Origin of the sequence: Methylobacterium sp. 174MFSha1.1, from assembly GCF_900116815.1 — a bacterium.
Classification (GTDB): domain Bacteria; phylum Pseudomonadota; class Alphaproteobacteria; order Rhizobiales; family Beijerinckiaceae; genus Methylobacterium.
In genome coordinates this window covers 1-12,911 of record NZ_FPCB01000018.1, presented here as the reverse complement: position 1 = coordinate 12,911, position 12,911 = coordinate 1, and the positions used below count along the sequence as shown (strand labels likewise).

At 72.1% G+C, this 12,911-nt stretch carries 11 protein-coding genes; all 11 read left to right on the top strand.

All coding sequences use genetic code 11. The features are described from left to right. The first annotated feature begins 104 nt into the window (after window positions 1-104). The 11 genes from BM430_RS16460 to BM430_RS16410 all read left to right on the top strand — a co-directional run bounded on the left by BM430_RS16460 (window position 105) and on the right by BM430_RS16410 (window position 12,773). Complete coding sequence (locus BM430_RS16460; RefSeq protein ID WP_093568333.1) at window positions 105-830, top strand: carbonic anhydrase; 726 nt, start codon at window positions 105-107, stop codon at window positions 828-830. A gap of 184 nt (window positions 831-1,014) precedes the next feature. Continuing rightward, entirely contained in the window at window positions 1,015-1,965 is a 951-nt protein-coding gene (gene fabD, locus BM430_RS16455; RefSeq protein ID WP_093568332.1) for an ACP S-malonyltransferase, read from the top strand. Window positions 1,966-1,978: 13 nt separating this feature from the next. Next, on the top strand, window positions 1,979-2,716 hold the full coding sequence (gene fabG, locus BM430_RS16450) for a 3-oxoacyl-[acyl-carrier-protein] reductase (protein WP_093568331.1): 738 nt from the start codon (window positions 1,979-1,981) through the stop codon (window positions 2,714-2,716). Window positions 2,717-2,967: 251 nt separating this feature from the next. Next, on the top strand, window positions 2,968-3,204 hold the full coding sequence (locus BM430_RS16445) for an acyl carrier protein (protein WP_048430877.1): 237 nt from the start codon (window positions 2,968-2,970) through the stop codon (window positions 3,202-3,204). Between the two features lie 63 nt (window positions 3,205-3,267). After that, window positions 3,268-4,524, top strand: a complete 1,257-nt coding sequence (gene fabF / locus BM430_RS16440; RefSeq protein WP_093568330.1) for a beta-ketoacyl-ACP synthase II — start codon at window positions 3,268-3,270, stop codon at window positions 4,522-4,524. Window positions 4,525-4,738: 214 nt separating this feature from the next. After that, on the top strand, window positions 4,739-6,130 hold the full coding sequence (mltG, locus tag BM430_RS16435) for an endolytic transglycosylase MltG (RefSeq protein ID WP_093568329.1): 1,392 nt from the start codon (window positions 4,739-4,741) through the stop codon (window positions 6,128-6,130). An 86-nt stretch (window positions 6,131-6,216) separates the two neighbouring features. Further along, the gene (locus BM430_RS16430) at window positions 6,217-7,092 is read left to right on the top strand and encodes a YicC/YloC family endoribonuclease (RefSeq protein WP_093568328.1); all 876 of its coding nucleotides are present in this window, start codon (window positions 6,217-6,219) and stop codon (window positions 7,090-7,092) included. 157 nt (window positions 7,093-7,249) lie between these two features. Then, the gene (gene gmk, locus BM430_RS16425; RefSeq protein WP_177303077.1) at window positions 7,250-7,930 is read left to right on the top strand and encodes a guanylate kinase; all 681 of its coding nucleotides are present in this window, start codon (window positions 7,250-7,252) and stop codon (window positions 7,928-7,930) included. Window positions 7,931-8,025: 95 nt separating this feature from the next. Beyond that, entirely contained in the window at window positions 8,026-9,432 is a 1,407-nt protein-coding gene (locus tag BM430_RS16420; protein WP_093568327.1) for a dihydrolipoyl dehydrogenase, read from the top strand. Between the two features lie 147 nt (window positions 9,433-9,579). Beyond that, window positions 9,580-12,153, top strand: coding sequence for a histidine kinase dimerization/phosphoacceptor domain -containing protein (locus BM430_RS16415; protein ID WP_093568326.1), 2,574 nt, complete (start codon window positions 9,580-9,582; stop codon window positions 12,151-12,153). Then, a complete protein-coding gene (locus tag BM430_RS16410) occupies window positions 12,150-12,773 on the top strand; it encodes a biliverdin-producing heme oxygenase (RefSeq protein ID WP_093568325.1) in 624 nt (207 codons plus the stop codon). The genes BM430_RS16415 and BM430_RS16410 overlap by 4 nt, the downstream gene beginning before the upstream one ends. The last annotated feature ends 138 nt before the right edge of the window (window positions 12,774-12,911 follow it).

Below are 12,911 nucleotides of genomic sequence, written 5' to 3'. Positions count from 1 at the left end.
TCTGGATGATTGCGCGACGGCGGGCGGGCCCTCATGTCCCGCCGGGCGGCCCGGTGCCACGGGCCGACAGGTCGGGCGGAGCCGCGGATGAAGGAGACGACCCGATGACGAACCGTCTGAGCCGGCGCCACCTGCTCGGCTGCGGCTGCACGCTTGGCGCCGCCATCGCCGCCACTGCGGTGCTCCCGCCGGGCCTCGCCCGCGCCGCGGCGCCGTCGACGAAGCGCACCACCCTGAATCCCGACCAGGCGCTCGAGGCGATGAAGGAGGGCAACCGGCTGTTCAAGACCGACAGCCCGGTGCGGTCGGTGCAGGGCCGCGAGCGGCGCATCGAGATCGCGCTCGGCCAGACGCCGTTCTGCGTCCTCGTCAGCTGCTCGGATTCCCGCGTCTCGCCCGAGATCCTGTTCGGCCGCGGCCTGGGCGAATTGTTCATCGTGCGCAACGCCGGCAACACCGTCGACACGACGGCGCTCGGCTCGATCGAGTACGCGGTGGCCAAGCTCGGCGTGCCGCTGGTCCTGGTGATGGGCCACAGCCGCTGCGGCGCCGTCGAGGCGGCGGTGGACGTGGTGACGAACAACACGGTCTATCCCGGCGCCATCGGCCAGATGATCGAGCCGATCGTCCCGGCGGTGCTGGGCGTGCGCGGCAAACCCGGCGACCTCGTCGAGAACGCCGTGCGGGCGAATGTCAGCCGGGTGGTGCGGCGCCTGCGCACCGCCTCCGAGCCGGAACTGCTGACGCCGCTCGCCGAGAAGAAGCTCCGGATCGTCGGCGCCGCCTACAGCCTCGATACCGGCGAGGTCGATTTCTTCGACGAGGCCTGACACCGGAGGAACCTGACCCGACGGCGCAGGCCGGCGAAGACCCTGCGAATTTTGCGCGCCGGCCACGCTTGACTATGGCCGGCGCCTCTGCGACTGGCGCCGCCCAATCGCTGCGTCCCGCAGCCGCATGCCGCGGCTCGCGAGCCGCCAGTCGCAGCTCTCAAGGGCAGGAAGCACCCCGCACGTGTCGCGCGCCTTCATCTTTCCGGGCCAGGGCAGCCAGGCCGTCGGCATGGGCTCCGCCCTGGCCCAGGATCACGCCGCCGCCCGCGCGGTCTTCGCCGAGGTCGACGAGGCCTTGGGCCAGAACCTCTCGCGCCTGATGTTCGAAGGCCCGGCCGAGGAGCTGACCCTCACGGCGAACGCCCAGCCGGCCCTGATGGCGTCCAGCATCGCCGTCCTGCGGGTTCTGGAAACCGAGTACGGCCTCGATCTGTCCCGCGACGTCGCCTTCGTCGCCGGCCACTCGCTGGGCGAGTACAGCGCGCTCGCCGCCGCCGGCTCCCTGTCGCTCTCCGACGCCGCGCGCCTGCTGCGCCTGCGCGGCGAGGCGATGCAGAAGGCGGTGCCGGTGGGCTCGGGCGCCATGGCGGCGCTTCTCGGCCTCGACGTCGAGGCGGCGTCCGCGGTCGCCGCCGAGGCGCGCCAGGGCGAGGCAGGACAATCCGAAGTCTGTGATGTCGCCAACGACAACGGCGCCGGCCAGGTGGTGGTCTCCGGGACCCGCGCCGCGGTCGAGCGGGCGGTGGCGCTGGCGCAGGGGCGCGGAGCCAAGCGCGCGGTGATGCTGAACGTCTCGGCGCCCTTCCATTGCAGCCTGATGGCGCCGGCCGCCGAGGCGATGCGCGCGGCGCTCGACGCCGTCGACCTTCGTCCCGCCAGGGTCCCGGTGATGGCGAACGTGCTCGCCGCCCCCATGAGCGAGCCGGCGGCGATCCGCGACGCGCTCGTCGCGCAGGTCACCGGCACGGTGCGCTGGCGCGAATGCGTCGCCGCGATGGCGGCGTCCGGCGTCGACGCCTTCTACGAGATCGGCACCGGCAAGGTGCTGTCGGGCCTCGTCAAGCGCATCGCCGCGGGAACCTCCGCCACGCCGGTCGGCACCCCGGCCGAGGTCGCGGCCTTCACGCTCTGAGAAAGTGACCAGCATGTTCGACCTCAGCGGCCGCAAGGCCCTCGTCACCGGCGCCACCGGCGGCCTCGGCGGCGCCATCGCCCGGGCCCTGCACGCCCAGGGCGCCCACGTGGCGGTCTCCGGCACGCGGCGCGAGGCCCTGGAGGCGCTCGCGGCCGAGCTCGGCGAGCGCGTCCACGTCCTGGAGGCCAACCTCTCCGACACCGCGGCCGTCGAGGCCCTGGTCCCGGCCGCGGAGGCCGCGCTCGGCGGGCTCGACGTGCTCGTCAACAATGCCGGCATCACCCGCGACAACCTCTTCCTGCGCATGAAGGACGAGGAGTGGGACAGCGTGATCGCCGTGAACCTGACGGCGGCCTTCCGGCTGTCGCGGGCGGCGGTGAAGGGCATGATGAAGCGCCGCTACGGCCGCATCGTCAATGTCGGCTCGGTGATCGGCGCGACCGGCAATGCCGGCCAGGGCAACTACGCGGCGGCCAAGGCCGGCCTCGTCGGCCTCACCAAGGCGCTCGCCGCCGAGGTGGCGAGCCGCAAGATCACCGTCAACTGCATCGCGCCGGGCTTCATCACCTCGCCGATGACCGACGTGCTGAACGACAAGCAGCGCGAGGGCATCCTCGCCACGGTGCCGATGGGCCGCCTCGGCGAGGGCGCCGAGATCGCCGCGGCGGCCGTGTACCTCGCCTCCGACGAGGCGGCCTACGTCACCGGGCACACCTTGCACGTCAACGGCGGCATGGCGATGTTCTAGTGGCGCTGCGCCGCATTCCCCAGGCGGGGGTCACGGTTTCTTAACCGGAGGTGAAGCGGCCCTCGCCAGGGCTAAATCCCTGTGTTAAGCACCCGCCGGCCGTGCAAGGGGATTGACGGACCGGCCGTCCGCGGCTTTTCCACGACATGCGCGACCGGCACGCCCGGCCGCATCACGAACTCTCCCCGGGGCTCCGCCCGCACGCGGCGGCTCCGAACAGTTCCACGAGCAGTAACTTAAGGACCTACACGATGAGCGATATCGCGGACCGGGTGAAGAAGATCGTCGTCGATCACCTGGGCGTCGAGCCCGAGAAGGTGACCCCGAACGCGAACTTCATCGACGATCTGGGCGCCGACAGCCTCGACACCGTCGAGCTGGTGATGGCGTTCGAGGAGGAGTTCAACGTCGAGATCCCGGACGACGCCGCCGAGACGATCCAGACGGTCGGCGACGCGATCAAGTTCCTCGAGAAGAACGCCGGCTGATCGCCGCAATCCTCCGCTAACAGGATAAACGCTTCCGTCATGGGATCGGGTCGGGATAACGCGATGCGTCGAGTCGTCGTCACGGGCCTCGGAATGGTGTCGCCGCTGGGCAGCAGCGTCGACGTCACGTGGAGCCGCCTCATCGAGGGGCAAAGCGGTGCCGCCCGCGTCGAGGCCTTCGACGTGTCGGATCTGGCGTGCAAGATCGCCTGCTCGATCCCCCTCGGCGACGGCAGCGACGGCACCTTCAATCCCGATCGCTGGATGGAAGCCAAGGAGCAGCGCAAGGTCGACCCCTTCATCGTCTACGCGATGGCGGCGGCCGGCCAGGCGCTCGACGACGCCGACTGGCACCCGACCTCGCACGAGGATCAGTGCGCCACCGGCGTCCTCATCGGCTCCGGCATCGGCGGCATCGGCGGCATCTACGATGCCTCGGTGACGCTGTTCGAGAAGGGGCCGCGGCGGATCTCGCCGTTCTTCATCCCGGGCCGGATCATCAACCTGGCCTCCGGCCAGGTATCGATCGCCCACGGTCTCAAGGGCCCGAACCACGCCGTGGTGACGGCCTGCTCCACCGGCGCCCACGCGATCGGCGACGCGGCGCGCCTCGTCGCGCTCGGCGACGCCGACGTGATGCTGGCCGGCGGCGCCGAATCGCCGATCAACCGGCTCTCGCTCGCGGGCTTCGCCGCCTGCCGGGCGCTCTCCACCGGCTTCAACGACGAGCCGCAGCGCGCCTCCCGCCCCTACGACCGCGACCGCGACGGGTTCGTGATGGGCGAGGGCGCCGGCGTGGTGGTGCTCGAGGAGTACGAGCACGCCAAGGCCCGCGGCGCCAAGATCTACGCCGAGGTGATCGGCTACGGCCTCTCGGGCGACGCCTACCACATCACCTCGCCCTCGCCGGACGGCGACGGCGCCTATCGCTGCATGAGCGCGGCGGTGAAGCGCGCCGGCATCGCCCCCTCCGAGATCGACTACATCAACGCCCACGGCACCTCGACCCCGCTCGGCGACGAGCTGGAGCTGAAGGCCGTCGAGCGCCTGCTCGGCAACGCCACCGACGTGGCGATGTCCTCGACCAAGTCCGCCACCGGGCACCTGCTCGGCGCCGCCGGCGCGATCGAGGCGATCTTCTCCGTGCTCGCCATCCGCGACGGCGTCGTGCCGCCGACCCTCAACCTCGACAATCCCTCCGTCGAGACTGCGATCGACCTCGTGCCGCACAAGGCGCAGAAGCGGAAGGTCGACATCGCCCTGTCGAACTCCTTCGGCTTCGGCGGCACCAACGCGTCGCTGATCCTGCGTCGGGTATAGGCGGCCCGCAGCGGCCGACCGCCCCCCGGACAACGCCGATCGATCGAGAAAGCCCCTCCTGCCCGCGCGGAGGGGCTTTCTCGCATGTGGCCTCCGGCACGCACCGGCTCCATTTCGCCATAAAACTTGCTAGGGTCTCGGTCGCTCTTCCGCCCATCGGGCCGGCACGCGCGTCCACCGGCCGGCTCCGCGGACGCGCCACGACAGGACCGCCATGTTTCGCAGATCGAAGACGCAGGACCCGGCGCCGAGCGCGCCGGAGCCGGTCAGCCAGCCGAACCGGCTCGCCCCGCGCAGCCCGAGCGAGGCCATCAAGCCCACCGCGGCCCCGCCGCCGCCCGAGAAACCCGTGCGCGAGCGCGGCGGCCTGCTCTCGGCGGTGAGCGGCTTCCTGACCCTGTTCGTCATCCTCGGCCTCGGCGCCATCCTGGGCCTCGTGGTGCTGGAGCGCCAGACCAACGAGGCCGGCCCGCTCCAGGCCGACAAGGTCGTGGTGGTGCCCCGCTCCAGCGTCGGCGAGATGGCCGACCTGCTCCAGCGCGAGGGCGTGATCGCCCATCCGATGCTGTTCGAGCTCACCGCCCGGTTCGGCCGGAAGGCCGCGCTCAAGGCCGGCGAATACAACTTCAAGGCCCATGCCAGCGTCGACGACGTCCTCGACGTGCTGGTCCAGGGCCGCCCGGTGCAGCACGCCATCACCATTCCGGAGGGCCTGACGAGCGAGCAGATCGTCGCCCGCCTCAACGACAACGACATCCTGACCGGCGACATCAACGAAACCCCGCCGGAGGGCTCGCTCCTGCCCGAGACCTACAAGTTCGAGCGCGGCGATTCCCGCCAGAAGATCCTCAACCTGATGCGCACCAAGCAGCGCGAGGTGCTGAACCAGATCTGGGCCCGCCGCTCGCCCGACGTGCCGGTGCGCACGCCGCAGGAGATGGTCACCCTCGCCTCGATCGTCGAGAAGGAGACCGGCCGGGCCGACGAGCGCCCGCGGGTCGCCGGCGTGTTCGTCAACCGGCTGCAGAAGCGGATGCGGCTGCAATCCGATCCGACCATCGTGTACGGCCTCGTCGGCGGGCGCGGCACCCTCGGGCGCGGCATCCTGCGCTCCGAGATCGACCGGGTGACGCCCTACAACACCTACGCGATCGAGGGACTCCCGCCGGGCCCGATCGCCAATCCGGGCCGCGCGGCCCTCGAGGCGGTGGCCAACCCCTCGCGGACGAAGGACCTGTTCTTCGTCGCCGACGGCACCGGCGGCCACGTCTTCGCCGAGACCCTGGACGCCCATAACCGCAACGTCGCCCGCTGGCGCCAGGTCGAGAAGGCGAAGGCCGCGGCCGATCCGGCCTCGCAGGTCGGCGTCGACAAGGTCGAGCCGCCGCCGCAGGCCGATCCCTCCGCTCTGCCCCCGCGCACCGCGCTGCCCGGCGCGCCGATGGCCTATGACGGCGGGGAGGCGAACCCGGGCACCCGCTCGCGCGCCTTCGACGCCTCGGAGGGGACCGCCCGCGATCCCCTGCGCAACAAGACCTTCGACCTGAACTCGCCGAAGACCGTTCCGGTCCTGTCCCAGCCCAGGACCGGGCCCGGGGCGCGGTAACCCGCAAGCCTGCCCCAGCCCCTGTTCCGCCGCGGGTCTTCGCTGAACCCCCGGCTCCTCCTGTAAAATCTGTCCAGAGCGCCCCGATGCCCATCGCCAGCATGACCGGCTTCGCCCGCGAAGCCGGAACCACCGGTCCCGCGCACTGGGCCTGGGAGCTCAAGAGCGTCAACGGCCGCGGGCTGGAGATCCGGGTGCGGGTCCCGGCCGGCCTCGACGCCGTCGGCGAGGAGGCCCGGGCCCTGGTGCAGAAGCGCCTCGGCCGCGGCACCTGCCACCTCACCCTCACCCTGTCGCGGGCGGAGGCCGCGCCGCGGGTGCGCATCAACGAGGCGCTGCTCGCCTCGCTCGCCGAGGCCGTGACCCGGGTGCCGATGCCGCTCGGCATCACGCTCCCCTCCGTCGACGGCCTCATGGGGATTCGGGGCGTGGTCGAGGTCGAGGAGGAGGCGGCCGACGACGAGGCGTTGCGGCGCGACCTCGCGGCCGCCGCCCTCCGGCTGGTCGAGGCCCTGGCGGAGGGCCGCCGTGCGGAGGGGCGGGCGCTCGCCGGCATCGTCGGCGGCCAGCTCGCCGCCATGGCCGACCTCGTCGAGGCGGCGGAGGCCTGCCCGGCCCGCCGGCCGGAGGCCGTCAAGGCGCGCCTCGCGGCGCAGGTCGCGAGCCTGATGGAGGCCGGCAGCTTCGATCCGGCGCGCCTGCACCAGGAAGCGGTGCTGCTCGCGGCGCGGGCCGACGTGCGCGAGGAGATCGACCGCCTGCGCGCCCATCTCGCCGCCGCCCGCGAGCTCCTCGCCGCCGGCGGTGCCGTCGGGCGCCGGCTCGACTTCCTGGCCCAGGAGCTCGGCCGCGAGGCCAACACGCTCTGTGCCAAGGCCAACGACGTGTCGCTCTCCCGCATCGGCCTCGACCTCAAGGCGGTGGTGGAGCAGTTCCGCGAGCAGGTCCAGAACGTCGAGTAGCGGAGATTTGTCCCCGCCCCGTCGCCGCTTCCCGGTTGCGCCCCCGCCGGACGGGCGGCATTGGAGGGGATCCCGGGCGAGAGTCCCGGGCGAGGGCCGCGGGACGGGACCTCGGCGGCGAGCCGGTTCCGCTCCGGCGAAAGGGTGAAGCAACGCGATGGTGTCGACCATGGGCTCCGAACTCCTGACCACACCGGTGGCGCGCCGGGGCCTCGTGCTGATCCTCTCCTCGCCCTCGGGGGCCGGCAAGACCACGCTCACCCGGGCGCTGGCCCAGCGGCCCGAATGGGGCCTCGAACTGTCCGTCTCGGTCACCACCCGGGCGCGCCGGCCGTCCGAGATCGACGGCCAGCACTACCGCTTCATCGACCGCGACGCCTTCGAGCGCCTGCGCGAGCGCGATGACCTGCTCGAATGGGCCGAGGTGCACGGCAACTATTACGGCACCCCCCGGGGCCCGGTGGAGAAGGCGCTCGCGGCCGGCCGCGACATGATCTTCGACATCGACTACCAGGGCACCCGGCAGGTGCGCGGCAAACTCCGTGACGACGTCGTCACCATCTTCATCCTGCCGCCCAGCTTACGTGAGCTCCGCCGCCGGCTGGAGCGCCGCGCCGAGGATTCCGCCGAGACGATCGAGCGCCGCCTGCTCAACGCCCGCACCGAGATCGAGCGCTGGTCGGAATACGACTACGTACTGGTCAACGACGACCTCGACCGCTCGTTCAAGACCCTGGAGGCCATCCTCGCCGCCGAGCACCTGCGCCGCGAGCGCCAGGTCGGCCTCGCCGGCTTCGTCGGCGGCCTGCTGGCGGAGGGGGAAGGGCCGAAGGCCTGACGCACGGGAACGAATCGCTCGCGATCGAAGTTGCCGGGTGGTCCCACCCGTGACGTCGCGCTCCTGCCGCGCCGGGCAGCCCGAGGAAGTGAGCGATGCGTGAGCTGGCCTGCGACGTGGCGGTCATCGGGGCCGGCACGGCGGGAATCGCGGCGCAGGCCGCGGCCGCCAAGGCGGGCGCCCGCGCGGTGCTGATCGAGCGCGGTCCCGGCGGCACCACCTGCGCCCGGGTCGGATGCATGCCCTCGAAACTCCTGATCGAGGCTGCCCGCGCCGCGCACGACGCGCGCAATGCCTCGCCGTTCGGTGTCACGACCGGCGAGGTCCGGGTCGACGGCGCGGCCGTGATGCGGCGGGTGCGCGCCTTGCGCGACGACTTCGTCGCCTCGGTTTTCGCGGGGCTCGACCGCATCCCGCAGGACCTGCGCATCGCCGGCACCGCCCGATTCATCGATTCCACCACCCTCCTCGTCGACGACCATACCCGCATCACCGCCGGCGCCGTGGTGATCGCCACCGGCTCGACCCCGAGCCTGCCGCCGCCCCTGCGGCCGGTCGCAGACCGCGTCCTCACCACCGACACCCTGTTCGAGATCGAGTCGCTCCCCGAGACCCTCGCGATCCTGGGCGCAGGGCCAGTCGGGCTCGAACTGGCGCAAGCCATGGCCCGCCTCGGCGTTCGGGTGACCCTGCTCGATCCCGCCGGCGCCGTCGGCGGCGCCCGCGATCCGAAGGTTGCGGCCTGCGCCGCCGAGTTGATCGGCGCCGAGTTCGATCTCCGCCTCGGCGCCACCGTCGAGACGGCCGAAGCCGCCGGCGACGGAGTGCGGCTGACCTGGCGCCAGGAACCAGGCGGGCAAGAGACAGGCGGGCAAGAGAGCGGCACCTTCGCGCGCGTGCTCGCCGCCGCCGGGCGTCCGCCCAACCTCGACGCCCTCGACCTCAGCGCCGCCGGGATCGCCCGCGACGAGGACGGCCTGCCGGACTTCAACCCGCGTACCCTCCAGTGCGGCACCGCTCCGATCTTCATCGCCGGCGACGCCAACCAGGAGCATCCGGTGCTCCATGAGGCCCAGCGCCAGGGCTGGATCGCCGGCGGCAACGCCGCGCGCTTCCCCCAGGTCGAGGCGCCGCCGCCCTGGCCGGCCTTCGCGCTGGTCTTCACCGACCCGCAGGTCGCGGCGGTCGGCCGGGCCTTCGACGCGGAGGCGGCGCGCGACTGGATCATCGGCGAGACGTCCTTCGCCGATCAGGGCCGTGCCCGGGCGATGGACCGGGCCGCCGGCCTGATCCGGGTCTATGCCGAGCCCGATGGCCGGCTCGTCGGCGCCGCGATGATCGGACCCGGGATCGAGCACCTCGCCCACCTGACGGCGATCGCCGTCCAGGAGGGCTGGAATGCCGCGACCTTCCTCGACCGGCCCTTCTACCATCCGACCCTGGAAGAAGGGCTGCAGAGCGCCGTCAGGGCGATCACCCAGCGGACCGGCGGTACACGGTGACGAAACGTCAGCGCATCCCCGGAGCAATCACCCGTTGCGGTTCCGTTCAGGGTTGGTAGTCGTTAAGGTGCGGGACCTGTCGCCGGAGGCGCCGCCCTCCCGGGCCATCGATTCGCCGGATACACCGTGACCTTGCCCGACCAAACGATGGCCCCGACGATCGATCTCGACGCCCTCGCGCCGCTCGACCTCGACCGCCTGCGCCAAGGCGTGATCCAGATCGACGGCCGCGGTGTCATCCATCTCTACAACCGGTCCGAGAGCCAGTTCTCCGGCCGCGCGCCCGAGCGGATGATCGGCCGCAACTTCTTCACCGACGTCGCCCCCTGCACCCACCTGCCGCATTTCTACGGACGCTTCCGCGAGGGCGTGCGCCGGGGCCGGCTCGACCATACCTTCTCCTTCGTCTACGGCTTCGACCCGCGGCCGATGCAGGTCCGGATCACTTTGCGCCAAGCCGCGGCGCCAGACCGCTACTGGATCATCACCGAGCCGCTGGAACCGCTGGAGCACGGGCACAGCCGGGAGGCGGTGCTGGCGGCGGTCAACCAGCGGGTGCGGGCCGAGCCGGTCGATCCGCGCCTGTGCGAGCAGGAGCCGATCCACATTCCCGGGGCGATCCAGCCCCACGCCGTCCTGATCGCGGCGGATCCCGAGACCCTGACCGTGGTCGCCTGCAGCGGCAACGTCCGCGACGTGCTGGACCGGGATCCCCTCGGCCTCGACCTCGCGGCCCTGCTCGGGACCGGGCTCGCCGACCGCATCCGCGAGAGCCTTCAGGGCGACGGCGTGGATCCTGGGCGCCTCGTGCGCCAGCGGGTCGGGCTGCCCGGTGCCGACGGCCTGCCGGTCGAGCTCTCGGCCCACCGCAACGGCGACCGGATCATCGTCGAGTTCGAGCTGGCGCCGGCCCATCCGGAGGATTTCCGTTCGGCGAGCCAGCTCGACACCGAACTCGCCATCAGCCGCCTGCGCGGCGCGGCCACGCTGGAGGACGCCGCCGCCGTCGCGGCCCGCGAGACCCGGGCGCTGACCGGCTTCGACTGCGTCCTGGTCTACCGCTTCGATCCGGACTGGAACGGCGCGGCCATCGCCGAGGACAAGGACCCGGCCTGGAATCGCAGCCTCTTCGGCCTGCACTTCCCGGCCTCCGACATCCCGGCCCAGGCTCGCGCCCTCTACACCCGCGCGAAGAGCCGCTTCGTCATCGACCGCGACTACGTGCCGGTGCCCCTGGTGGCGACGCCCGCCTCCGCCAACGCGCCCATCGACCTCACCTTCGCCCAGGCGCGCAGCCTGTCGCCGATCCACCTCGAGTACCAGCGCAACCTCGGGGTGAACGGGTCGATGTCGATCTCGATCCTGGTCGAGGGGCGGCTCTGGGGCCTGATGATCGGCCATCACCGCCGGCCGCACTACGTCACGCCCGAGACCCGCGCCGCCGCCACCGTGCTCGCCGACGCCTTCGCGATGCGGGTCTACGAGCTGGAGAGCCGCCGCCTGTGGCAGGAGCAGCAGGCCCATCTGGCGCTGGAGAGCGAGCTGGTGCGCGAACTCGCCCGCTCCGACGATTTCGTCAGCGCGCTGACCGAGAACGCCCACACTTTGCTCGACCTGTTCGAGGCCCGCGGCGCCGCGACCGTGTCGGACGGCGCGGTTCGCCAACTCGGCCAGACCCCGCCGCCCGGCGCGATCCTGGCGATCGCCGCCTGGCTGCGCGCCACCCTGCCGGCGGACCGCGCCAGCTACGCCACGGCGGAATTCGCCGCCGCCCACCCGCCGAGCGCGCCGTACGCCGAATCGGCCAGCGGCCTGCTGGCCGTTTTCGTCGATTCCGAGCGGCGCCACCTGCTCCTGTGGTTCCGGCCCGAGATGCCGAGCACCGTCACCTGGGGCGGCGACCCGCGCAAGCCGGTGCTCGCCGGCAGCGGACCGGTGGCGGTGCTGCCCCGGCGCTCGTTCGAGCGCTGGGTCGAGGAGCGCCGCGGTGTCTCCGAGCCGTTCGCGCCCTGGCAGGTCGGCATCGCCGAGGCCCTGGCCCAGGCGGTCGAGGGCGTGGTCCTGCGCCAGAGCCGCAAGATCACCGAGCTGACGGGTCTCCTCGCCGACAAGGAGCGCCTGCTCACCCAGAAGGATCTGCTCACCCGCGAGATCGACCATCGGGTCAAGAACTCGCTCCAGATCGTCTCGGCCTTCCTGCAGATGCAGCGCCGCCAGGTGACCGATCCGGCCTCGCAGGCGGCCTTCGCCGAGACCGCGGCCCGGGTGATGAGCGTGGCGCGGGTCCATGACAGCCTCTACCAGGCCGAGAGCGTCGAGGAGGTCGATCTCGGCCAGACGATCGAGAATCTCTGCGCCGACCTCGCCGGCATGGCGGGGGAGGGGCACGCGGTCGATCTCGAGGCCGAGCCCGGCCTGATGGTCCCCTACCGCAAGGCGGTGGCGCTCTCGCTCATCGCGACCGAGCTCATCACCAACGCCTTCAAGTACGCCTTCGCGGAGGCCGGCGGCCGCGTCGCGGTCTGCGTGTCGGCTGAGACCGAGGGGCGGATCCGGCTCTCCGTCTGCGACGACGGACGAGGCCTGCCGATCGATTGGCCCGACGCTCCGGCCCGGGGCACCGGCCTCGGCATGAAGCTCGTCCGGGCGATGCTCGACCAGATCAACGCCCGGCTCGAAGTCGAGAACCGCCCCGGCGCCTGCTTCACGGTCACCGCGTGAGCGACATCCTGGTGCGCCTGCGCGCGGAAACGCAGTCCGCGCACGAGGCGATCGAGCGCGATCTGGCCTGGGAGACCCGTGTCACGACCCGGGACGGCTACCGCGCTCTGCTCGCCCGGTTCTGGGGCTTTCACGCCGAACTCGAGCCGGCCCTCGCGGCGGTTCTCCAAGACGACGCCTTCCTCGATCCGCGCCGGCGGCTCGCGCATCTCGCCGCCGACCTGCGGTTCCTCGGCCTCGGCGACGCGGCGATCGCGGCGCTGCCGCGCCCGCATCTCGCCCTGCCGCGCGACCGGGACGAGGCTTTCGGAGCCCTCTACGTCCTCGAAGGCTCGACCCTCGGCGGTCAGGTGATTGCCAGGCATATCGGGCGCCAGCTCGGGCTCACGGCGGAGGAAGGCTGCCGCTACTACGCGGCCCACGGCCGCGAGACCGGCGCGATGTGGAAGGCCTTCCGCCAGCGGCTCGCCGAGGAGGCCGCGCGCGGCCGGCCGGAGACCATCGTCGCGGCAGCGACCGGGACCTTCGACGCCATGCGGCACTGGCTCTGCGCCGCGCCCGTCCCGATCTCGGACGGGGAGGGGAGGGCCCCTGTCGCGAAAGTTTCGCAGAGGGGTTGACGGGTCCGGGAGTGGCCCGTATACCCCAGCCCATCGGCGCCGGCCGCTCCCGCGGACCGGTCGCTGAAACGTCTTCGAGACAGTCTGGGCCGGCAAGCCTGACCTTGGTCAGGTGCTGGTCCTGTTGTTGCCGATGAT